Origin of the sequence: Streptomyces sp. NPDC087440, assembly GCF_044744005.1 — a bacterium.
Lineage (GTDB): Bacteria > Actinomycetota > Actinomycetes > Streptomycetales > Streptomycetaceae > Streptomyces.
Map to the genome: position 1 here is coordinate 266,725 of NZ_JBIUXN010000012.1, position 22,760 is coordinate 289,484.

Sequence of the window (22,760 nt, forward strand, 5' to 3'; positions counted from 1 at the left end):
ACCGCGGACTCGACGTGGTGAACCGCGGACTCGACGTGGTGAACCGCGGACTCGACGTGGTGAACCGCGGACTCGACGTGGTGAACCGCGGACTCGGCGTGGTGAACCGCGGACTCGGCGTGGTGAGCCGCGGACTCGGCTTGATGGGGAGCCCCGGCGCTCGGGGGGAGATGCGCCGGGGCTTCGTCCCGGGAAGGACCCGGCGGCCGGGGTGGGTGGTGGCCGCCGCGTCGTGGTCTGTGCCGTACGCCCGCACCGCCGTCCCGAAGACGGCGTGCGGCGTACGGAGGGGCTTGCGGACGGGGCCTGCGGACAGGGCCTGCGGACGGGGCTTACGCCGCCGCGTCGAAGCCCGTGTCGTGGGCCATCTTCTTCAGCTCCAGCAGCGCGTGCTTCTCGATCTGGCGGATACGCTCGCGGGTGAGGCCGTGCTCCTTGCCGACCTCGGTGAGCGTGCGCTCCCGGCCGTCCTCGATGCCGTACCGCATGCGGATGATCGAGGCCGTGCGCTGGTCGAGCTTGCCTATGAGGTCTTCCAGCTCCTCGCTGCGCAGCATGGAGAGCACCGACTGCTCGGGCGAGACCGCGGAGGTGTCCTCCAGGAGGTCGCCGAACTGGGTCTCGCCACCGTCGTCGACCGGCATGTTCAGCGAGACCGGGTCGCGGGCCCAGTCGAGCACGTCGCTGATGCGCTGCGTCTTGGCGTCGAGCTCCTTGGCGATCTCCTCGTGCTCGGGATCGCGGCCGTTCTCCCGGTTGAACTCGCGCTGGACGCGGCGGATACGGCCGAGCTCCTCGACCAGGTGCACGGGCAGGCGGATGGTGCGCGACTGGTCGGCGATCGAGCGGGTGATGGCCTGGCGGATCCACCAGGTCGCGTACGTGGAGAACTTGAAGCCCTTGGCGTAGTCGAACTTCTCGACGGCGCGCACCAGGCCCGCGTTGCCCTCCTGGATGAGGTCGAGCAGGGGGAGGCCGCTGCGCGGGTAGCGGCGGGCGACGGCCACGACCAGGCGCAGGTTGGACCGGATGAACAGGTCCTTGGCCCGCTCCCCCGCCTCGTAGAGCGCTTCCAGCTCTTCGCGGGAAGCGACACCCGCCTCCTTGGAGTCCTCCACCTCGCCGTCGAGTATCTGGCGTGCGTACACACCGGCCTCGATGGTCTGGGACAGCTCGACTTCCTTGGCGGCGTCGAGCAGGGGCGTCCGTGCTATCTCGTCGAGGTACATGCCGACCAGGTCGCGGTCGGCGATCTCCCCGCCTACGGCGCGAACACTGCTGGCCCTGGTCGATCCGGTCGAGGACCGACGGGCGACGGCACGGGTTGCCATGCGGGTGCTCCCTTGCGTGTGTAGGTCGCTGGTGTGGCTGTGGCTGCCGGGACTCTTTCCGGGTTCCCTGCTTCCACCCGATCCAACGGCTGGAATCCGGACAGAATTCCCCTCACCGGCACTCAATTTCGTGATCTTGCAGTACCCTGTCGCCCCATTAAGGAGGAATCTTGGCTCAAATCACCACAGAAGTGCAGGTCAGAGCGGGTGTGGAGGCTGATCTGGAGGGTCTCACCGACCTTTACAACCACTTCATCAGTGAGACGTCGATCACCTTCGACACGGCCCCTTTCACGCCCGAGGGGCGCCGCCCGTGGCTGCTCTCCCACCCTGAAGACGGCCCCCACCGTCTGATGGTTGCTCGCGATGTCCGGAGTGCCCGAATTCTGGGTTACGCGACCAGCAGCCCGTTCCGCCCGAAGGCCGCCTACGGCACCTCCGTCGAGACGACGGTCTACTGCGCACCCGACGCCGGCGGCCGAGGCATCGGCACGCTCCTGTACGACGCGCTGTTCGCCGCGCTCGCCAAGGAGGACGTGCACCGCGCGTACGCGGGCATCACCCGGCCCAACGAGGCCTCCGCCCGGCTGCACGCGCGCTTCGGCTTCACACAGGTGGGACTGTTTCGCGAAGTGGGCCGCAAGTTCGACCGGTACTGGGACGTCGCCTGGTACGAGAAGGACCTGACCGGCGCGGACGCACTCAAGGACCCGTCCGAGGACCCGGGCGCGGACACGCCCCCGGTCGCAGGCCTCGTCGGTCCTGCGGACTAGGGCCCCCGCCCGTTACGGAGTTCCGGTGGTGGGCCTACTGTCCGGCGCATGGACACCACGGGGATCTACGACGAAGCACTGACGCGGCTGCACTCCTGCGGGCCGGAGCGGCTGGGGCGGCTCACCAATCACGCGCCGATGGCCGTCGAGGCGCTCGCCGCGCACGGGCGGGCGGCGGACGTGCACCGCTGGCTCGACGTGTACGCGGCCAAGCTGGAGGAGTTTCCCTCCGCCCACGCGCGGGTGACGGACGAGAACTGGGCCGAGGCACTGGGCGACCCGCGCCGGGCGGCGGACTGGATCGCGTACTTCGAGCGGCTGCTCGCCGAGCGCCCCTGGCGCGACGTGCTCGCCCAGTGGTGGCCGCGGCTGCTGCCGGGGATGTACGGCGGCTCCACGCATCCGGTGATCCGGGTCGGGCACGCGGTGCGCGGGCTGCTGGCGCAGGAGGGGTCGCCCCGGCTGGCCGAGCTGGCGCACGGGCTCGGCTACTGGGCCGCCCGCCACCACAGGGCCCCCGAGGTCGAGCCGGTGCCGGGCGCGGTGAGCGCCGCCGGGGCGCTGGACGCCGTACCGGCGATAGAGGTACGGGACGGGGGCTTCCCGCAGCGGCTGGCGCGGGTGTCGCGGCTGCCGGTGTGGGCGGCCGCTCCCGGGACACCTCAAGAGGCGCGCGAAAAGCTGACGGAGCTGGTGCGCGCGGCCGTGCACCGGTACGCCACGCACGGGCACGGCGAGGAGACCATGCTGGTGCACGCCTCGACCGCCCCCAACGCGGTGCTGCGCGTCCTGCCCGCGCTGCCGCAGGCGCTGTGGACGCCGAGCCTGCACGCGGCCTGGACGGCGTCCGCGGCGGTCACCGCGATGTACGCGCCCCACGAGGCGGTCGCGTACCGGGCCCGGGCGCGGGGGCTGGCACCGGAGGAGGTGTTCGAGCGGGCCGCAGCGCACGGTGACGAGCACGTGGTGAAGTTCGCCGACACCGCGCTGGACGTCGGTGACGAGCACGCCCTGTCGTCCGCCCTGTACGCCGTGGAGATCAGCGCGCCTCTGGTCGCCTGACGCCAGTGCCAGTGCCGGTGCCGGTGCCGGTGCCGGTGACAGTCACGATCACCGTCACCGTCACCCGAACTGGAAGGAGCGCTTCGCCAGCCCCATCCAGAAGCCGTCGATGACGCTGCGCCCGCTGCCGAGCTCCCCCTCGGCGGCGCCCAGCGTCACGAACAGGGGGGCGAAGTGCTCGGTGCGAGGGTGCGCGAGACGGCCCGCCGGGGCCTTGTGCTCGAAGTCGAGCAGGCCGTCCACGTCGCCCGCGGCCAGCGCCCGCCGTCCCCAGTCGTCGAACTCCGCCGACCAGTTCGGCACACCGGGGCCGGTGTGCCGAAGTGCCGCCAGGTTGTGGGTGAAGAAGCCGCTGCCGACGATCAGTACGCCCTCGTCCCGCAGGGGTGCCAGCTTGCGCCCGATGTCCATGAGCTTCTGCGGGTCCAGCGTGGGCATCGACACCTGGAGCACGGGGATGTCCGCGCCGGGAAACATCTCCACGAGGGGGACGTACGCACCGTGGTCCAACCCCCGATCGGGTACGTCCTGGACCGGCGTCCCCGCACCGCGCAGCAGCCCGCGCACCGCTCGCGCCAGTGCCGGTGCGCCCGGGGCCGCGTACTGGACCGCGTAGTAGTGCTCGGGGAAGCCCCAGAAGTCGTACACGAGCGGCACCGTCTCGGTGGCCCCCAGCGCCAGCGGTGCCTCCTCCCAGTGGGCGGAGACGACCAGAATGGCCGTGGGCCGGGGCAGGTCGGCGGACCAGGCGGCCAGTTCGGCCGGCCAGAGGGGATCATCTGCGAGCGGCGGCGCTCCATGGCTGAGATAGAGGGCGGGCATGCGCTCCGATGTGGCCACCATGGCTGATCTCCGGTCTGTCGGGCCAACGTCATCACGCTTGAACTTTCAAGCGTTACTGCACGAGCCTAACGCGAGCTAGTTTAAGTTTCAATGAGAGGCTTTACAGTGGAGCGCATGAGCACCAAGAAGAACGCGGCCCGCACCGAGGCGCCCTCCGCCGAGCCGCGCTGGCTCACCGAGGAGGAGCAGCGCGTCTGGCGCGCGTACATCCATGCCACCACGCTCCTCGACGACACGCTCGACCGCCAGCTCCAGCGCGACGCGGGCATGCCGCACATGTACTACGGGCTGCTGGTGCAGCTCGCCCAGGCGCCCGGCCGCAAGCTGCGGATGACGGAGCTGGCGAAGAACGCGAAGATCACCCGCTCCCGGCTCTCGCACGCGGTGGCCCGGCTGGAGAAGAACGGCTGGGTGCGCCGCCAGGACTGCCCCTCCGACAAGCGCGGGCAGAACGCCTTCCTCACGGACGAGGGGTTCGAGGTCCTCAAGGAGGCCGCGCCGGGACACGTGTCACTCGTACGAAAAGCCATGTTCGACCGCCTCAGCGAGGAACAGGTGCAGCAGCTCGGCGAGATCATGTGCGTGATCGCCGACGGGCTGGAGCCGACGGGCACGGGCGCGGACCTGCCCTGGCTGCGCTGAGCCGGGGCACGGGTCTGCCGCTGAGCCGGGGCACAGGTCTGCCCCGGTCCCACTGACCGTCACAGCAGCGGAACCGGGGCAGGGTCGGCGGGGGCCGTCGGGTCAGTGCGCGACGACCGGGATGCGCACCTCGTCCTCCGCGCCCGCACCGTCGCCGGAGGACACCGACGTGGTGCCCGGGCGCCCGGTGGTGATGAGGGTGAACGCGATGCCCGCGGAGATCACCAGGATGCCGACCGCCCACCAGATGGCGCTGGCGTAACCGTGCACCATGGCCTGCGCCTGGAGCAGCTGCTCGTTGGTGGCACCGGCCTTGTTGGCCGCGATGTACGCCGTGGTGGCGCTCGCCGCGATGGTGTTCAGCAGGGCGGTGCCGATCGCGCCGCCCACCTGCTGCGAGGTGTTCACCATGGCGGAGGCGACACCCGCGTCGCGGGCCTCGACGCCGTGCGTGGCGAGCGACATGGCCGGCATGAACGCCGTACCCATGCCGAGACCGAGCAGCAGCTGCGCGGGCAGGATCAGACCGGCGTACGAGGAACCGATCTCCAGCTGGGTGAGCAGCAGCATGCCGAGCGCGGCGAGCAGGAAGCCGGGGCCCATCAGCAGGCGCGGCGGCACCCGGGTCATCAGGCGGGCGCCGATCTGGGTGGAGCCCGTGATCATGCCCGCGATCATCGGCAGGAAGGCGAAGCCGGTCATGACGGGCGAGTAGCCCTTCACGATCTGCAGGTAGTACGTGAGGAACAGGAACAGGCCGAACATGGAGATGACGGCGAGCCCCAGCGAGGCGTAGACGCCGCCGCGGTTGCGCTCCAGCAGGACGCGCAGCGGCAGCAGCGGGTGCTTCACCCGTGCCTCGACGGCCACGAAGGCGGCCAGCAGGACGATCGCGGCGGCGAACAGGCCGAGCGTGGAGCCGGCCAGCCAGCCGTCGCCCTCGGCGCGCGTGAAGCCGTACACGAGGGAGACCAGACCGAGGGTGGAGAGCAGCACGCCCGGGATGTCGAGCGGGGCGCGGTTGCGGCCGCCCGCGGGCTCACGGATGAAGAGGTACGCGCCTGCGGCGGCGACCACCGCGAAGGGGATGTTGACGAAGAAGGTCCAGCGCCAGTTCAGGTACTCGGTGAGGAAGCCGCCCAGGATCAGGCCGACCGCGCCGCCACCGCCGGCGATGGCACCGAAGATGCCGAACGCCTTGGCGCGCTCCTTCATGTCGGTGAAGGTCACCGCGAGGAGGGAGAGCGCGGCGGGCGCCAGGAGGGCGCCGAAGACGCCCTGGAGGGCGCGGGAGCCGAGCATCATGGCCTCGCCGGTCGCGGCGCCGCCGAGGGCGGAGGCGGCCGCGAAGCCGATCAGGCCCACCAGGAAGGTGCGCTTGCGGCCCCACAGGTCGGCGATGCGTCCGCCGAAGAGCAGCAGGCCGCCGAAGGCGAGGGCGTAGGCGGTGATGACCCATTGCCGGTTGGCGTCGGAGATGCCGAGGTCCTGCTGGGCGGACGGCAGCGCGATGTTCACGATCGTCGCGTCCAGGACCACCATCAGCTGGGCGAGCGCGATGAAGACGAGCGCCTTCCAGCGGTTGGGATCGGGTATGGACTCAGCCTTGAGGGACGGGTTGAGGTCTGTTTTCGGCATGGGAGGAGCCACCTAGGGATGCGAAAGGCAAGAAAACGGGCGTAAGCCGCGCTGGTGCGCGCAGTCAGCTACTGGGGTCGGCGGAGGTCTTCCAGGGTTGCCGCGCTGCCCGGCAGTTCGGAGCGTGCGGGCGCTTCGAGGCCGTCGAGGAACAGCTGCAGATGGCGGTGGACGAACTGGTCGAAGTTCACGCAGCCGCCGCTTCCGGGCAGCGGGCGGGTGAGCTGGGACAGCGCCACCATGAGGTCTCCGACGGCGACGTCGGCGCGGAGACGGCCGGCCTTCCTGGCCCGGCCCATGAGGTCTTCGACCGCCGCTTCGAGGCGCTCGCGCCCGGCGAGCAGGTCCGCGTGGTTCTTGTCGAAGCCCTCAGACAGCATGGGGCACAAAGCCCCGATCCGCTCGTCGGCGGCCTCGTGGACGAAGCGCCGCAGGGCGGCGAAGGGATCGCCGCCGTCTTCGGAGGCCGCGTGCGCCGCGGTTTCGGCGCGTTCGGCGACCCGGGACAGCACGGACAGCACGACCTCGTGGACGAGGTCGGCGCGCTCCGGGAAGTGCCGGTAGAGCGTGGCGTTGCCGATCACCGCGCGGCGGGCGATCTCGTCGAACGGGACGTCCGGCCCGTGCTCGACGAACATCTCGCGGGCCGCCGCGACGATCCGCTCCCTGTTGCGCAGGGCGTCGGCGCGCGGACGCGTGGCGCTGCGCCCTGCGGGTGCTGTGGTTCGGCTCGACACTGCGGCTCTCCTCACTGCTTCCAGGACGGGGTTCAGGTCCGCACTGTTTGCGAAACGGGGGACAGTTCCCCACTTCCTGCGGACACAGTTCCAAACGGGGATTCGGTCCCCGGTTATTTCCACCTGCGCATGTGACCTGAGTCACAAGCTGCCCCACCTTCGGCCCACCCGACGCGCGCCCCCGCACCCCCCGCCGGAGGGTGGGCAAACAGGAGCAGTCGGGACTGTCCGGACGGAACGGACAGGGCTGCGTGGAGCGGAAGGCGATTCCCATGCAGCAGCCGCGCCCCCGCCCCGGCATATCCGGCGGCCCCCTCCCCAGCGAGGGCCACCGCCCGCCGGGCCGCCCCGGCAGGGTTCGCAGGGGCCCGCGCCGCGCGCTCACCCTCGCCGCCCTGGCGGCCCTCAGCCTCGCTGCCGTGACCTCGGCGAGCACCCCCCTCGGCGACACCGGCCGGGCCTCGGCGGGACCGGCCGGAACGCTCCGCGCGGGCGAGGGGAGGACCGTACGGGCACAGACGCAGCCCGAGGGCCCGCCGGGGTCGCCGGAGGCCGTGGAGGCGGCCGTGCAGCCGTGCCGCATCGCGGGCACCCGGGGCGTGCAGATGTCGGAGGGCATGCCCACCCCGACCGGTTACACCCGCTCCACCGGCGAGGTCCGCGCCCTCAACCTGATGATCGACTTCTCGGACGCGCCCGGTCGGGGCCGGGCCCTGGACCGCTTCCAGGAGTTCGCGCCGCAGACCGCCGCCTGGTTCGAGACCAGCAGCTACGGGCGGCTGCGGTACACCCCCGAGGCGCCGGTCGCCGACTGGCTGCGGATGCCGCTGCCGTTCGCCGAGTACGGGATAGAGCGCGGCGCGCCCTTCGAGCCCGGCTACCAGCAGCTGGTGCAGGACATCGTCACCACGGCGGACCCCCAGGTGGACTTCTCCGCCTACGACCTGGTGAACATCCTGGTCACCCCGAACGCGGGCCCCTCCGCCCTGGAGACCGTCCTGTCGGTGACCTTCTCCGGCAACCACGAGGCACCGGTCGCGGACGGCGTGCCGCTGGCCAACACCTCGTTCGTCTACAGCCGTCAGGACGACGGCTCCGGTTCGTACGCGGAGACCGGCTTCCGGGTGCTGCCGCACGAGAACGGCCACGTCTTCGGGCTGCCGGACCTGTACACCACCGACGGCGGCGCCTCCGTCGGGCACTGGGACATCATGTCCGAGGACTGGGGGGCCAACAACGACCTGCTGGGCTGGCACAAGTGGAAGCTGGGCTGGCTGGACGCCCGGCAGGTCGGCTGTGCGTCCCGCCCCGGCCGCACCGAGTTCACCCTGGCCCCGCTGGCCTCCCCCACCGGCGACCGCAAGCTGGCGTTCGTGCCCCTCGACGACACCTCCGGGTACGCGATCGAGGTGCGCACCCGGGCCGGGAACGACGACGCGGTGTGCAAGCCCGGCGTGCTGATCTACCGGGTGGACGCCGACGTGGACACCGGCAACGGGCCCATCACCGTCGCCGACAGCGAGCGCGACAGCGGTGGCTGCACCCGCCGCCCCAACGTCCACCTGGAGCTCTCGGACGCCCCCTACGAGCCCGGTACGTCCTTCACCGACCGGGAGAGGCGGGTGCGCGTCGACGTCCTGGACAGCGACGAGTCGGGCAACCACCGGGTGCGTATCACGCGGAGGTGAGCCCTCCCGGTACGCCCCGCAGTCCCACCCGCAGGGCTCCCGGCACGCCCCGCCGTGTCACGCGGAGGTGATCCCCGGCACCGGGACCGTCTGCAGCGTCGCGTCCGGTGCCAGGCGGGCCAGCAGGGTGCCTCCCGAGGAGTCCGTCGCGAGGGTCGCCGCCCCCACCACCGTGCCGGTGACCGTGGACCAGCGCGGTGCCTCGGTGCCGCCCAGGGTGGCCAGGCTGGTGGCGCCGTCGTTGTTGCGGGCGGCGAGCAGCACACTGCCGTCCGGCTCCTCGTGCAGGGCGAGCACCCCGTAGCCGCGGGCCAGCAGTCCGGTGCGCAGCGGGGTCCACGTCTTCCCGTCGGCGGACAGCCGGTACGTCAGCGGCTCGGCCGTGCCGCCCGCGCGGTACGCCAGCAGCACGGTGCCGTCCGGGCGCGCCAGGGCGGTCGGCGGGTCGGCCGGCACCGGAAGCCCGGTCGCCACGAACGTCACGGGCCCCTTGGCGCGCTCCTGCCGCCAGTGGTGCACCGTGCCGTGGGAGCTGCCGAAGACGTGCACGCGCCCCGCCTTGTCGGTGACGGCGCACAGCCCCTCCTGCACATCGGCGCCGCCGAGGTCCTTCCAGGGGCTCCAGGTGCCGTCGGCGCCGCGCGTGCGGCAGGACACGCCCTTGGCCCAGTTCCGTACGAACAGCCAGACCGTGCCGTCGCCCGCGGTGGCCACCACGGGTGTGCCGACGCGGCGGCCGCGCCCCGGGTCCCTCTCCGGGTTGCCGAGGGACACCCAGGCGCCGAACGGGCCGCCCTTGCGCTTCTGCGCCGCCGTGACGATCTCCCGGCGGTTGTCCTTGGCCTTGGCGCCCAGCTCGGCGATGCGCGTCCCGTAGAGCTGCCTGCGGCCGTCCTTGTCCTGGGAGACCGTCAGCCCCGGCTGCAGGCCGTCGCCGCCGAGCAGGCGCGGCGCGGACCAGGTGCCCTCGACGGCATCCTCCTGCTGCCACACGGCGGCCTGCCCGGACAGGACCGCGAAGGCGCTCAGGGCGCCGTCCGCGTCCTGGAGCAGCCGGGGTGCGGCGGTGGGGTGCCGGTGGGAGGTGCGCTGCACCCAGCCGGTGCCCCGGGAGCGGCCCCGGCCGACGTCGTAGTCGCCGCATCCGGCGACGAAGTCGCAGCCCTCGGGGGTGCCGCCGTAGGCGTTCAGGGCGTTCACCTTGCCGCCGATGACGCGGCGCGGCAGGTTGTGCGGCCAGCGCTCGTTGTAGTAGCCGCGGTAGGAGACGACCGCGCAGGGTGTTCCCTTGCGCTTCTTGAGGTGCCGGGTGAGGGCAGCCTGGGTGAAGAGGGCGGCGACGGTGTGGTCGGGGTGGTCGGAGTAGCCGGGCTGGTCGTGGTGGAGCCGGTGCAGGGCGTCGTGGACCTGCCGGTCGGGGTCGGCGTCCAGCATCCGTACGAGCGTGGGTTCGTGACGGTCCATGAGGTGCGCGAGCGCGTCGATCAGCGAGGCACGGGTGACGCGGGAGGGGTCGGTCACCGGGGAGCCGGTGCTCACCAGGGTGCTGCTGACCAGGTCCGGGTCGAGCCACATCTTCGGCAGGGTCTGGTTGCCGGGGCGGGGGCCGCCGGGCCCGTGCTGGCGCACGCCCAGGAAGACCAGCTGGACACCGTCGTGGTGGTCGAGGGTGTTGGTCTCCACGCGCATCCCGCCGGGCAGTTCCTCGGCGCGGGAGGTCCACGGGGCCTGGGGGTCGCCGGTCGCCATGTACGCGTACGCCTGGCGCAGTCCCTGGCGGCGGGAGCCCGCGTAGCCGGGGACGTCGACCTTGGCCTGGGACTTGGGGGTGCCGGGGACCCGGTTGCGGCCGACGCTCTCGCCGCAGTTGAGGTAGACGCTGACGACGGTGTCGTTGTCGTTCAGGGACTGCTGGGTCTCCGGGTTCATGAAGTACAGGTCGTCGTCCGGGTGGGCGAGCACCTGGAGCACCCGGGTGCCGCTCTTGCCGTCCTCGGTGGGCTGCACGGCAGAGCGCGGTACGGGCTGCTTGTCGGCGAGGTGTGCGCCCGGCACGTCGGAGGGCGGGGGCCCGACGGACGTACGGGAGGTGCAGCCGACCGCGGTGGCCGCGACGGCGAGGCCGGCCACGACGGCACGACGGGAGGGCAGAGGGCGCACGGTGTCTCTCTAGCGGACGGGCCGGAGGGGGCGGCCGGGCGGGCCCCTCAGGGCTCCGCTCGACCGGCCTCCGGGTGAAGGAACGATTCAGCCGGATGGCAGCTCGTACCGGCTGGCAACCGGGAAGTACGTCTCCAGGAACGGGCGCAGCAGGGCGTTGCTGCGTGCCAGGTCCGCTTCCGTGGAGAGGGTGTCGTTGAGGCAGAACGCGGCCTTGTCCCGGTCGAGGAGCAGCCGGTCGAGGCGGTTGGCGGCGTTGGGCTTGGAGACGTCGATGTAGGAGTACTCGATGTCGCTGGGCAGCGCGCGCCGGGTGTGGAAGGCGTAGTAGTGGTACAGCGACGACGGGATGGCGATGTCGCTGCTGCTGCGGAAGCGCTGGGCGGCGGTCTGCCGGTGCTGCTCGGCGAACTCCGTCTCGATCTCCGCGAGGACGGTGCGCGACAGCGCGTGCGGGACGTGCCGCATCTTGCCGACGGGGGTGGTGCCGAAGCGCTCCTCTATGAGGGCGCGGTTGTTCTTCCCGGCGATGGAGACGGGGACGTCGTCCGGGCCGGGCGGGCCCAGGGGCACCAGTGCCGGTGACGGGAAGAACTTGGTGAGCCCGTTGGAGAGGAAGAAGTCCTGGGGGGACGCCTCCTCGCCGAGGAAGACGTCGTCGTTGAAGTAGAGGAAGTGCTCGGCGAGCCCCTCGATGCGGTGCAGCTGGCTCTCGATGGCGTGCGAGTTGAACGTGGGCAGCACCGAGGGGTCGCGGAAGATCTCGCGGTGGCTGACCACCTTGAGGCCCGGCTGCGAGGTGTCCAGCCACGCGGGGGTCTGGTCGTCGGTGACGAGGTGGATGGTGCGCACCCAGGGGGCGTACATCTCCAGGGAGCGCAGGGAGTAGCGCAGTTCCTCGTGGTCGGCGTACCGGGCGGCGTTGGCGGCCTCCTCGTGGTACGAGGCGCCCGAGACGGAGGCGCGGCGCTCCAGCCAGGCGGGGTCGGAGCCGTCCACCCAGGTGTAGACGACGTCGACGGGGAAGGGGATGTCGTCGGGCAGGACGGTGACGAACTCCTCGCGGGTGCGCACCGTCAGGGGCGACGCGTCCCGCGTGCCGTGCGGCGCGGTGAAGGTCGCGACGGGCACCCGGACCGGCTCGGCCACGACGGGCACCGACTCGGTGACGGCGTTGCGGCGCTGCACGGGGGCGGTCAGCCGGTCGTCGGTCTCCCGCGTCCAGAACTCGATCTCGCAGCCGCTCTCGGGGCCCAGGACCAGGCGGCGGGTGGCGTCGGTGCGGTACCAGAACAGGTGCACCGAGGCGGCACTCTCGTAGCGGCGCCAGCCCGCGCCCCGGTAGGCGGGGGCGACGCGCGGCTTGTCGTCGCCGTGGGCGCCGAAGTAGCCGGGGCGGGTGTGGCACAGCTCCTGGAGGACTTCCAGGGTGCGGCCCCGGTCCACGGCGGAGACGGCGACGGTGGTGGTGGCGCTCTGGCTGCCCCGGACGCAGAAGTAGTCGATGTCCGCGCCCTCCAGGGCGGCGGTGACGGCCGTGAGGTTGGCTCTGCGGGCCGTCTGGGGGGAGAGCCGCTCCTCGGTGAAGGCGATGCGCGGGCGGCCGTCCACGGTGACGACGGCGCCGCCGGAGGAGGCGATCAGGGGCCGGTGCTGGACACCGAGGCGGGCGTTGCGGGCCTGGCGGACGCTCTGCACGACGGTGGCGGCGCTGACGGCCTTCTTGATGCCGCGGCGCATCTCGGGCGAGTACCGGCCGGCTATCGCACGCCGCAGCCGCATGGGGGTGACCTTGCGGTACGCGGCGATCAGCGGGGACGCCTCGGTGTTCACGGCGCCGGACGCGCGCGCGGCGGGCCTGCCGCCGGAGACACCGGCGCCGGTGATGGTGACGGTGGACGCACCGGTGCCGGTGGTGGCGGACGCACCGGTGCCGGTGCCCGTGCCCGCGCCGCTGTCGGTGCCGCCGGACGCGGCCCGGGGCGCGTCGGCGTCATCGGTCGCGGCTGTCGGTACGGAGGGGCCCACGCCCTGCCGCACGGTCGCCTTCGCGTCCTCGATCTGCTTCATTTCCCTCGCCCGCCCTTGATGATCCGGGACCGGTACCCGCCCCATTCACCTAAACTTTACAAACGCAACAGCCAACACACTCCCGCCGGACCCCTCTCATCAATGAGGACAGAGGGAATTCAGAGGAAGTTCGCTCCCCGGCCACAGAGTGGCGTCGATCACACTCCCGTTTCCGGGAGTTGGGCCACTTCCCGGGATTTGCCGCATCGCGCAAGCAGTTGGCAGGATGCCGGGGCCCCGGACCGCCCAGCGGCCAACAGAGAGATGGACATCACCGTGAGTGACGATTTCGTGAGCGGCTCATGAACGACGCACTGCTCTCGCAGGCCGTCAAGGCGGTCTCCCGCGCCCGGCGCACCGCGGGCCGCGTCCGCCGCCGTGTGGAGCGCATCAACACGGTTCCGGCGCTGGGAGCCCGGGTCGGCGCCCGACCGACGCTGTCTCCCGTGCATCTCTCGCTGCTCTCCGGACGCACCCTCAACCTGGCCGTCCGCTGCCCCTCCCCCGGCACTCCGCCGGAGCAGGCCCGGCTCGTATTCGAGCACCGGGGCCGGCGACAGAGCGTGACGCTCGCACAGGAGACGCACCCCGAGGGACTGCTCCTGACCGCCACGGTGTCGCTGCGGCACGCGGAACACGACGCACCGGAGGCCTCCGGGCCGCACCTGTCGGACGGTGTGTGGAGACTCACTGTCGTCACCACCGACCGCACCGGCAACGAGAGCCGCTACGGCATAGCGGACCCCACCGCCGTGGCGCCGGAAGGCCCCACCCTGCCGCACTCCCCCAGCACCACGAGCGGTGCCTCGTTCCGCCCGGTGCGCTCGGTCGACGGACACGCGATGATCAAGGTGTCGGGCCCCCGCGAGCAGGCCGAGCTGCTCGGCTTCGACCTGTACTGGGACCGGGTCACCGTGCAGGGGCGGCTGCTGACCACCGCCACCCCGCACGCCGCCTGGACCGTCGAGGCGGTACGGCGCGGAAGCGCGTCCCGCACGGTGCGCGTGCGGCCCGTCTGGGACGGTGACCGCTTCACCTTCGACGTCCCGCTGGACGCCATGGCCCGCGACGCCAAGGGCGCCCGCGTCTGGGACTTCCAGCTGCAGCGCGGCCGCAGCAAGGCCAGGCTGGGGCGCAGGCTCACCGACGTACGGCATCCCAAGAAGGTGCTCCGTACGCCGTTCAGGACGATCGCCACCCCGGCGGGCGCCCTGCTGCGCGTCCACGCGCACCTCTCCCCGGCGGGCACCTTCGCGGTGAACTGCGCGCCGCTGCCGAATCCGGTCGCCGCGAGCCCCGCAGCACCACTGCCGACACCGGTCGCCGCGAGCCCCGCAGCACCACTGCCGACACCGACGACGAAGACGCCCACCACCCCCACGCCCGAGGACTCCGCCCGATGAAGATCACGTTCCTGCTCACCTGGGGCGACGAGATGGGCGGCACCGAGCTGGCCGTCTACACCCAGGCCGCCCACCTCGCCCACCGCCACGAGGTCGAGGTGCTCAGCGTGGTGAAGACCCGGGAGGAACCTTTCTTCCCGGCCGGTCGGGCGATACCGCGCCGCTACCTGGTCGACCGCACGGGCCCGCACCCCCGCCCGGTGCGCGAGCACGACCTGGACGCGAAGACCTGCCGCACCCTGGCCTCCCTGCCCAGCGAGATCATCGACCCCGCGTGGGAGCCGACCTTCGACCGGCTCACCGACATCGAGATGGCCCGCGCCCTCAGCTCCCTCGACAGCGACGTCGTGATCAGCACGTCGCCCGCGCTGATGGCCGCCGTCGCCGAGCTGGTGCCGTCACGCGTGATCACCGTCAACCAGGAGCACCGCGCCTCCCAGCAGCGCGGCGCCGACGTCGAGCCGCTGCTCGCACAGGCCTGCCGGATCGACGCCCTGGTCGCGCTCACCGACCGCACCAAGGACTGGTTCGCCGACTCCCTCGGCCGCAGCGCCCCCGAGCTGCACGCCATCCCCAACGCCGTGCCGGACGGTTTCCGGCCGCGCTCCGACCTCGGCAACAAGACCGTCGTCATGGCCGCGCGCCTGATGGCAGGCAAGCAGGTCGACCACGCCATCGAGGCGTTCGCGCAGATCGCCGACGAGCACCCCGAGTGGAAGCTGCGCATCCTCGGCGACGGCCCGCACGAGGTGCGCCTGCGCCGCCTGATCGAGGGCCTCGCCCTGCACGACCGGGTCGAACTCCTGGGCCGCAGCGCCAACATGGAGCAGGAGTGGGCGGCCGCCGGACTCGCCGTCCAGTCCTCCCGCAGCGAGGCGTTCCCGCTGGTGCTGCTGGAGATGTTCGCCGCGGGTGTGCCCGTCGTCTCGTACGACGTGGTGACCGGCCCCGCCGAGATCATCCGGCACGGCGTCGACGGGCTGCTCGTGCCCTCGGGCGACAAGGACGCGCTCGCCGTCGCGATGTCGAAGCTGATGGCGGACGACGAGATGCGCCGCGCGTACGGGCAGGCGGCCCGCGAGGGCGTCTACGAGCGGTTCAACTCCGAGCGGATCACCGCCCTCTGGGAGGACCTCTTCACCCGGCTCGTGGCGCGCCGCGACGACCCGCTGCGGCTCGCCGAGCGCGCCGACCGCACCGCGCACCGGATCGCCGCGGGCGGCAGCCGCAGCTTCACCCCGGCCGCGCCGGTGTCCATGCTCGCGGGTTCCGCCGACGAGCAGAAGGCCCGCGAGGTGCTGCTCCAGGCGCAGGACCGCAGCGGCAGGCTGGTGCGGTCGGCGGGCCGCCTCGCCGAGGTCCGCGACGACATCCTGGCCCCGCGCATGGCCGACTGGAACCTGGAGCTGGCCGCCGACGCGCTCACCGCGCACGGCGTTCCGTACGTCATCCTGCGCGACGACTCCTTCTCGCACCGCGTCGCCGTCGAGCTGGAGCGCCGCGAGGAGGCGCTGACCGCCCTCGCCACCGCCCTGCACGGCAAGCCGGTGTACGCCGAACTGGTCGGCCCGGACGGCCCCGCGCCCGGCGCGGTGCTCGCCGAGCGGCTGCGTGACGTCGGCGGGGTGGCGGGCGTACGCGTCTTCAAGCCGGTCGCCACCGAGAGCCGTTCGCTGCGGTACGGCCCGGCCTACGGCTGCACCGTGGAGTTCTGGGCGCTGACCGGCGAGGACGACGAACTGCCCGGCTGGCGCGAGGCCCCCCGGGGCACCACCCTGCTCGGCCCCCGCCTGCCGCACCTGGACGCGGACGCGACCCTGCGGGTGGGCGAGCGCGACCACCCCACGCTCGCAGCCTTCACCGAGAAGCTGATGTGGGAGGTCGACTTCCCCGTCGACGTCGTCTACACGTGGGTGGACGACTCCGACCCGAAGTGGCGCGAGCGCCGCGACGCCGCGAAGCGCGCGGCGGGCCTGCTGGCGCCGGAGGCGGCGGCCGCGAACTCCGACGCCCCGGACGGCGACGACGGTGACGCCGACGTCGACGCCGACTCGGGCGACGTCCGCTTCCGCAACCGCGACGAACTCCGCTACTCCCTGCGCTCGCTGGCGATGTACGCCCCCTGGGTACGGACGATCTACCTGGTCACCGACGACCAGACCCCCGAGTGGCTGAACACCGAGCACCCGGGCGTCAAGGTGGTCCCGCACCGGGAGATCTTCGCCGACCCCGAGGCCCTGCCCACCTTCAACTCCCACGCCATCGAGAGCCAGCTGCACCGCATCGAGGGCCTCTCGGAGCACTTCCTCTACTTCAACGACGACGTCTTCCTGGGCCGCCCGGTCAACCCGCGCGACTTCTTCTCCAGCAACGGCCAGGCGCTCTTCTTCCGCTCCCCCACGGCCATCCCGCCGACGCCCTTCGCCCCGACCGACGAGGGCTACTTCGGCGCGGCGAAGAACAACCGCGCCCTCCTCAAGGACGCCTTCGGCCGCACCGCCACCCACGGCTTCCTGCACACCCCGCACCCGTTGCGGCGCAGTGTCCTGGCGGAGCTGGCCGAGCGCTTCCCGGCGGAGACCACCGCCACCGCCCGCAGCCGTTTCCGCGCCCCCACGGACCTGTCCGTGGCGGCCTCCCTGCACCACCACTACGGCTACCTCACGGGCACCTCCGCCCCCGCGACCATCTCCTGCACCATGGTCAACGCGGGCTCCTACGCCCACCACACCCGCCTCAGCCGCCTGCTGTCCGCCCGCAGCCACACCATCTTCTGCATCGGCGAATCCCCGACGGCCGAGGTCCCGCCCGAGGAGCAGGACCGGGTGGTGCGCGCCTTCCTCGGCGCCTACTTCCCCGTCCCCTCCCCCTTCGAGCGCCCCGCCCCCTCCATCCGCTAACCTGTCCAGAGCCGCCCTGCGGGGCGGTGTCGCCTCCGTAGCTCAGGGGATAGAGCACAGCTCTCCTAAAGCTGGTGTCGCAGGTTCGAATCCTGCCGGGGGCACCAGGGGAAACCCTCGAAGGCCCCGGCCGTGCCAGGAATGGTGCGGCCGGGGCCTTCGGCGTGCGGGGGGGCGCTTCGGCGTGGCGGTGCTCGGCGTCGAAGGCGGCGGGGCCGGTGTCGAAGGCGGCGGCGGGGCCAGTATGGGGATTGTGTAGGGGGTGCGGGTGCACTGACGGTATGACACCACTGGCATGGACGGACACCCCTGCGGTCGTCGTTCGAGGGCTGGTCAAGCGCTATGGCAGGCAGTCGGAAGTGACCGCTCTCGACGGAGTGGACCTGACTGTGCGGCGCGGGACCGTCCTCGGGGTGCTCGGGCCCAACGGGGCCGGGAAGACGACACTGGTAAGGATTCTTTCGACGCTCGTACGGGCCGACGCGGGCAGCGCGTCGGTGGACGGGTTCGACGTGGCGCGCAGCGCCCAGGACGTGCGGCGCAGCATCGGGCTCACCGGGCAGTACGCGGCCGTGGACGGGAAGCTGTCCGGGCGGGAGAACCTGTATCTCATCGGGCGGCTGCTGGGCCTGCCCCGCAAGCAGGCGCGGGCGCGGGCCGACGAACTGCTGGAGCGGTTCTCGCTGACCGGGGCCGCCGGACGGCCTGCCGGGACGTACTCCGGAGGCATGCGGCGACGGCTCGACCTGGCCGCGAGCATCATCGGGCGGCCCAGCGTGCTGTTCCTCGACGAGCCGACGACGGGGCTCGACCCCCGGACGCGCAACGAGGTCTGGGAGGAGGTGAAGGGACTCACCGAGGCGGGCACGACGGTGCTGCTGACCACCCAGTACATGGAGGAGGCGGAGCAGCTCGCCGACGAGCTCACCGTCATCGACCGGGGGCGGGTCATCGCGGGCGGGCCCGTGGAGGACCTCAAGGCCCAGGTCGGGGTGCGGGAGCTGCGCATCAGGCCGGAGCGGGTGGGTGAACTGACCGCGATGGAGGCGGCGTTGACGGAGGCCGGGCTGCTGGAGAACGGGTTGCTGGCGGGGGGCGAGGAGGAAGGCGTGCTCCGGGTGCCGTTGCGGGGCGGGGAGCATCTGACCGCTGTGGTGGGGGTGTTGGGCGTGCGGGGGTTCGCGCTGGCGGGGGTCGACACGCATCTGCCCAACCTGGACGAGGTGTTCCTGACGTTGACGGGGAAGGACGCGGGGGCCGACCACGTCGACGCGGCCGCCTCCACCGACGTGGTCGAGGAGGAGGTGGCTCTCGTATGAGTGCGGCGAGTGCGGTGGGAGTGGTGAACGGGCCGCTGGGGCAGGGCAGATGGAGTGCGGTCGGGCACGTGAGTGCGTTGACGCGGCGCAATCTGCTGCAGATCAAGGCCGACCCGAATTCCCTGTTCGACATCCTGCTGATGCCGGTGATCTACACGGTGCTGTTCGTGTACGTCTTCGGCGGGGCGGTTTCCGGCAGCCAGGAGGACTACGTCCAGTACGTGATGCCGGGGCTCATGTCGATGATGGCGGTCAACATCGCGATGACCGCGGGCGTCGGCATCAACTCCGACTTCCAGGAAGGGGTGATGGACCGCTTCCGTACGCTGCCGATCCACCGGGCGGCCGTGCTGACCGCCAAGGTGATCGTCGAGGGCGGGCGGATGGCCGCCGCCACGGCGGTGCTGCTGGTGATGGCGTTCCTGCTCGGCATGGAAGTACGGGGCGGTGTGCTGGGGCTGCTGGGGGCCGTGGGGCTCACGGGGCTCTTCGGGACGGCGTTGTTGTGGGTTTCGGTACTGCTCGGGCTGGCGCTGAAGAGCCCGCAGGCCGTGCAGGGATTGGGAATGGTCGCAGTGCTTCCGCTTCAGTTCGGCAGTTCCATCTTCGCGCCGACGTCCACCATGCCGGGCTGGCTCCAGGCCTTCACCGACGTCAATCCGCTGTCCAGCCTCGCGGACGGGTGCCGGCTGCTGATCAGCACCGGTTCCGCCTCCACCGGTACGGTGCTCACCACCGTCGGCTGGTCGCTGGGCATCATGCTGGTGACCGTGCCGACGGCGGTCACCCTCTTCGGCCGTGCCGGGCGGTGAGGGATGAGTACCGCACAGGTCGAGACCGCCGTCGGTGACGCGTCCGTCGCGGACGAGGTGTACGCCGCGCTGGCCGCCTTCATCAGCGAGGAGGACTTCGTCTGTCTCGGGGCGCGCGCGGCCCTGCGGCGCGGGGCCGTCGTCCACCGGCACTACGGGTCGTACGGCGAACTCGGTTCGGCGCAGGCGGCGGGCGCCCAACTGGAGGACCTGTACGCCTTCCTGGCCTCCTTCGAGCCCAGCGCCCGCAGCTTCACCTCCTTCGTCGCCACCTTCGACGGGCCCCCTGCGGCGCTCGACGAGCAGGAGTACGAGGACGCCCTGTGGCGGCACCTCCAGGCCATGCACGAGCGTGACCGTCAGCTGTACGACTGGAACGAGACGTACGACAGCGATCCCGCCTCGCGCGACTTCGCGTACTCGGTGGGCGGCCATCCCTTCTTCGTGGTGGGGCTGCACCCGGGGGCGTCCCGGCCGAGCCGCCGGTTCTCCCGGCCCGCCCTGGTCTTCAACTCGCACGAACAGTTCAACGCGCTGGGCGTCAACTTCTTCAAGCTGCGGATGAAGATCCGCAAGCGGGAGCGGGCGTTCCACGGCTCGCCCAACCCCAGTTTCCTGACGTACAAGCAGGAGGCGCGCCACTACGGGGGGCGGATGACGGAGGCGGACTGGCAGTGCCCGTTCCGGCCGCAGGCCGGTCCTTCGGGGTCGGTGGACGGGTCAGCGGGGTCGGTGGCCGGTCCGTCGGGGTCGGTGGACGGGTCAGCGGGGTCATCGGTTGCCTCGGAGCCGCCCTCCCCCGCGGAATGACCGATTCAGTTCCCGTCCGACCAGCACGTTGTCGCCGCGATTTCGCCGGGTCCCCGGCGGCAAAATCGCGGCGACAGTCGTTTGACACGACCCCTCGCTAGCTTCCGCTCACGGCTTGAAATCGCTGCTAGACGTTAACGGGGTACGCCATGGAGTTCCGCATCCTCGGACCGGTCGAGGCGCGCCGCGACGGCGTGGTTCTGCCGCTCGCCGGAGCCAAGATCCACACCGTGCTGGCCGCTCTGCTGCTCGCCAAGGGGCGGGTGGTCTCGGACGGCAGGCTCAGTGAGCTCCTGTGGGGGTGGTCTCCGCCGACGACGATGAACGCGCAGATCTACACGTACATCTCGCGGCTGCGCAAGCAGCTCGGCGACGGCGTCGACATCGCGCGCTGCCAGCCGGGGTACGCCCTGGACCCGGGCGCCTCGTGGATCGACAGCGTGGAGTACGACCGGCTGGACCGGCTGGGCCGCGACGCCCTGGAGGCCCGGCACTTCGACAAGGCGAGCGCGCTGCTGACGGGGGCGCTGGACCTGTGGCGCGGGCTTCCGTTCGCCAGCACGACCGAGTTCCTGTGCGAGGCGGAGGCCCCGCAGTGGGAGGAGACCTGGGCGACGACGCTGGTCTGCCGCATCGAGGCCGACCTGGCGCTCGGCCGGCACGGCGAACTGGTCCCCGAGCTGACCCGGCTGGTCGCCGAACACCCCCTGAACGAGCGGCTGCGGGCCCAGTTGATGACCGCCCTGTACCGGTCCTCCCGGCAGGGCGACGCGCTGTCCGTGTACCGGCAGGGGCGGACCGTACTGCGCGAGGAACTCGGCATCGACCCCGGCCCCGCACTGCGGGAGGTGCACCGGCAGGTGCTGGACGGCGGCGGGTTCGAGGAGGGTGCGGGGGCTCCGATACGGGGTGGGGCGCGGCCTGCGTCCCCGGTGCGGGGTGCGGGCGGGCCCGCCGTCCGGGCGCAGGGCGTGCCGGTCGGTGCGGCCGTGCCCGCCATGCTGCCGCCCGACGTCACCTGCTTCACCGGGCGTGCGCTGCCGCTGGCCGAGGTGGTCTACGAGCTGCGCGGGACGGGGCAGACCCGGCACGCGGGGCAGCAGCACCGGGTGGCCGTCACGGGGATGCCGGGGGCGGGCAAGTCCGCGCTCGCGGTACGGGCCGCGCACCTGCTGCGCGAGCAGTTCTCGGACGGGCAGTTGTACGCGGACCTGGACCGGGCGGACGGGGATCAGCCGGGCGGGGGTGCGGCTCGGCGTGATCCGCACGAGGTGCTGCGGGAGTTCCTGCACGCGCTCGGTGTGCCCGCGCACGCGATGCCGGGTTCGCTGGCGGAGCGGGTGCAGCTCTACCGGGGGCTGCTCACCGACCGGCGGGTCCTGGTCGTACTGGACGACGTGGTGGACGCCGACCAGGCGGCCCCGCTGCTGCCGGTCGGGACCCGTTCGCGGGCCATCCTCACCAGTCGCTCGCCCGCGGTCGCCGACGGTGCTTCCCGGCTGATCCGGCTCCATCCGCTGGGCGCGGACGAGGCGTTGGCGCTGCTGGCGGCGGTGGCGGGGCCGACGGGGGCCGACCGGATCGCGGCGGAGCCCGCGGCGGCGGCGTCGCTGGTCGAGCTGTGCGACCGGTCGCCGCTGGCGCTGCGGATCTGTGGCCTGCGGCTGGCGGAGGAGCCGAGGGGGCGGGTGTCGGGGCTGCTGTCCCGGCTGCTGCCTGCCGAACGCCGGCTGAACGAGCTGCGGTTCGGGGCTCTTGATGTACGGGCCAGCCTGCGGGCCTGCTACGCACCGCTGCCGGTGGAGTCGCGGAGGGCGCTGCGGAGGCTGGCGCTGATTCCGGAGAGCGAGTTCTCGGCGGAGGGGGCGGCGAGGGTGCTGCGGTGCGGGGAGCGGGAGGCGGAGGGGGCGTTGGGGGCGCTGGCCGATGCGAGGTTGGTGGAGGTGACGGGGATCGGGGGGGATCAGAGGTTGGTGTACCGGTTGCCGTCGCTGGTGCGGTTGTTCACGCAGGAGCGGGGGGAGCGGGTGGGGGTGGGGGCGGGGGTGCGGCGGGGGTAGGGGTGCGCTCACTGTGCGGCTCGGCCGCGCTGGGCGCCCCTTCAGGGGCGCGGGGAACTGCGCGCTCAGCCACGACTGATCTGCACGGGCCGGAGACCGACCACCCCCTGCACGGGGACCGTGCATGCCCCCGCGGGTTTAGGTGAAGGGGCGGGGCTGGGGACCCCTTGCCCGGGCGGGGCGGGGGCTGCGCGTGTCCGGTGCCGGGGGCGGGCCGGGGCCCCTTCGGACGCGCACCCGGTGGCGGGGCGGAGCCAGGGGCGGCGCCCGGGTGGGCCGGGAGCGGGAGGGGCCGCCCCCTTGCCCGCCCGTTCCGCCCCCGGGGGGCGGCCCCGCCGCCCAAGGCGGCTAGAGGGAAGCGGGGGGGGCGGAGCCCAAGGCGGCTAGGGGGAAGGGCGGCCCCGCCGCCCAAGGGGGCTAGGAGTTGTCGTCAAATGTCAGGCCCACATCAGTAGGGATGCCAGGGTGACGGCGGCTTGGTAGGACTCGGCGGTCTTGTCGTAGCGGGTGGC

The 22,760-nt window shown here is 72.3% G+C and carries 15 protein-coding genes, 1 tRNA gene and 1 pseudogene; 11 read left to right on the plus strand and 6 right to left on the minus strand.

Annotation, left to right across the window (positions count from 1 at the left end; translation table 11 throughout):
- Positions 1-332 precede the first annotated feature (332 nt).
- Positions 333-1,331, minus strand: coding sequence for an RNA polymerase sigma factor RpoD/SigA (locus tag ACIO3O_RS24165; RefSeq protein ID WP_401749085.1), 999 nt, complete (start codon positions 1,329-1,331; stop codon positions 333-335).
- Positions 1,332-1,510: 179 nt separating this feature from the next.
- Here ACIO3O_RS24165 and ACIO3O_RS24170 point away from each other — a divergent pair.
- Positions 1,511-2,017 (plus strand): annotated as a pseudogene (locus tag ACIO3O_RS24170) (GNAT family N-acetyltransferase); the annotation flags it as partial.
- 135 nt (positions 2,018-2,152) lie between these two features.
- Positions 2,153-3,166, plus strand: a complete 1,014-nt coding sequence (locus ACIO3O_RS24175) for a questin oxidase family protein (protein ID WP_401749087.1) — start codon at positions 2,153-2,155, stop codon at positions 3,164-3,166.
- Between the two features lie 60 nt (positions 3,167-3,226).
- Here ACIO3O_RS24175 and ACIO3O_RS24180 read toward each other — a convergent pair whose 3' ends face one another.
- Entirely contained in the window at positions 3,227-4,009 is a 783-nt protein-coding gene (locus ACIO3O_RS24180; protein ID WP_401749089.1) for a dioxygenase, read from the minus strand.
- A 114-nt stretch (positions 4,010-4,123) separates the two neighbouring features.
- On the opposite strand from ACIO3O_RS24180, the gene ACIO3O_RS24185 reads away from it, so the two are divergent.
- The gene (locus ACIO3O_RS24185; RefSeq protein WP_401749091.1) at positions 4,124-4,651 is read left to right on the plus strand and encodes a MarR family winged helix-turn-helix transcriptional regulator; all 528 of its coding nucleotides are present in this window, start codon (positions 4,124-4,126) and stop codon (positions 4,649-4,651) included.
- Between the two features lie 102 nt (positions 4,652-4,753).
- Here ACIO3O_RS24185 and ACIO3O_RS24190 read toward each other — a convergent pair whose 3' ends face one another.
- A complete protein-coding gene (locus ACIO3O_RS24190; RefSeq protein ID WP_401749093.1) occupies positions 4,754-6,289 on the minus strand; it encodes an MFS transporter in 1,536 nt (511 codons plus the stop codon).
- Between the two features lie 68 nt (positions 6,290-6,357).
- Positions 6,358-7,026, minus strand: a complete 669-nt coding sequence (locus tag ACIO3O_RS24195) for a TetR/AcrR family transcriptional regulator (RefSeq protein WP_401749095.1) — start codon at positions 7,024-7,026, stop codon at positions 6,358-6,360.
- 272 nt (positions 7,027-7,298) lie between these two features.
- Between ACIO3O_RS24195 and ACIO3O_RS24200 the strand changes: the two genes are divergently transcribed.
- Positions 7,299-8,714: a M6 family metalloprotease domain-containing protein gene (locus ACIO3O_RS24200; RefSeq protein WP_401749097.1), complete on the plus strand. Its 1,416-nt coding sequence runs from the start codon at positions 7,299-7,301 to the stop codon at positions 8,712-8,714.
- A gap of 57 nt (positions 8,715-8,771) precedes the next feature.
- Here ACIO3O_RS24200 and ACIO3O_RS24205 read toward each other — a convergent pair whose 3' ends face one another.
- Positions 8,772-10,874, minus strand: coding sequence for a hypothetical protein (locus ACIO3O_RS24205; protein WP_401749099.1), 2,103 nt, complete (start codon positions 10,872-10,874; stop codon positions 8,772-8,774).
- 87 nt (positions 10,875-10,961) lie between these two features.
- On the minus strand, positions 10,962-12,656 hold the full coding sequence (locus ACIO3O_RS24210) for a stealth family protein (RefSeq protein WP_401749136.1): 1,695 nt from the start codon (positions 12,654-12,656) through the stop codon (positions 10,962-10,964).
- 590 nt (positions 12,657-13,246) lie between these two features.
- Here ACIO3O_RS24210 and ACIO3O_RS24215 point away from each other — a divergent pair.
- The 7 genes from ACIO3O_RS24215 (at position 13,247) to ACIO3O_RS24245 (ending at position 22,248) form a co-directional block, all read left to right on the plus strand.
- A complete protein-coding gene (locus ACIO3O_RS24215; RefSeq protein WP_401749100.1) occupies positions 13,247-14,347 on the plus strand; it encodes a hypothetical protein in 1,101 nt (366 codons plus the stop codon).
- Positions 14,344-17,247: a stealth conserved region 3 domain-containing protein gene (locus ACIO3O_RS24220; protein WP_401749102.1), complete on the plus strand. Its 2,904-nt coding sequence runs from the start codon at positions 14,344-14,346 to the stop codon at positions 17,245-17,247. Before ACIO3O_RS24215 ends, ACIO3O_RS24220 begins: the two co-directional genes overlap by 4 nt.
- Positions 17,248-17,278: 31 nt before the next feature.
- Positions 17,279-17,354, plus strand: a tRNA-Arg gene (locus ACIO3O_RS24225).
- Between the two features lie 174 nt (positions 17,355-17,528).
- The gene (locus ACIO3O_RS24230; RefSeq protein WP_401749104.1) at positions 17,529-18,566 is read left to right on the plus strand and encodes an ATP-binding cassette domain-containing protein; all 1,038 of its coding nucleotides are present in this window, start codon (positions 17,529-17,531) and stop codon (positions 18,564-18,566) included.
- Positions 18,563-19,378, plus strand: a complete 816-nt coding sequence (locus ACIO3O_RS24235; RefSeq protein ID WP_401749106.1) for an ABC transporter permease — start codon at positions 18,563-18,565, stop codon at positions 19,376-19,378. Before ACIO3O_RS24230 ends, ACIO3O_RS24235 begins: the two co-directional genes overlap by 4 nt.
- 3 nt (positions 19,379-19,381) lie before the next feature.
- The gene (gene gntA, locus ACIO3O_RS24240; RefSeq protein ID WP_401749108.1) at positions 19,382-20,188 is read left to right on the plus strand and encodes a guanitoxin biosynthesis heme-dependent pre-guanitoxin N-hydroxylase GntA; all 807 of its coding nucleotides are present in this window, start codon (positions 19,382-19,384) and stop codon (positions 20,186-20,188) included.
- Between the two features lie 149 nt (positions 20,189-20,337).
- Positions 20,338-22,248 carry a BTAD domain-containing putative transcriptional regulator gene (locus ACIO3O_RS24245; RefSeq protein ID WP_401749110.1) on the plus strand — a complete coding sequence of 637 codons (1,911 nt, stop codon included), beginning with the start codon at positions 20,338-20,340 and terminating at the stop codon, positions 22,246-22,248.
- Positions 22,249-22,760 lie beyond the last annotated feature (512 nt).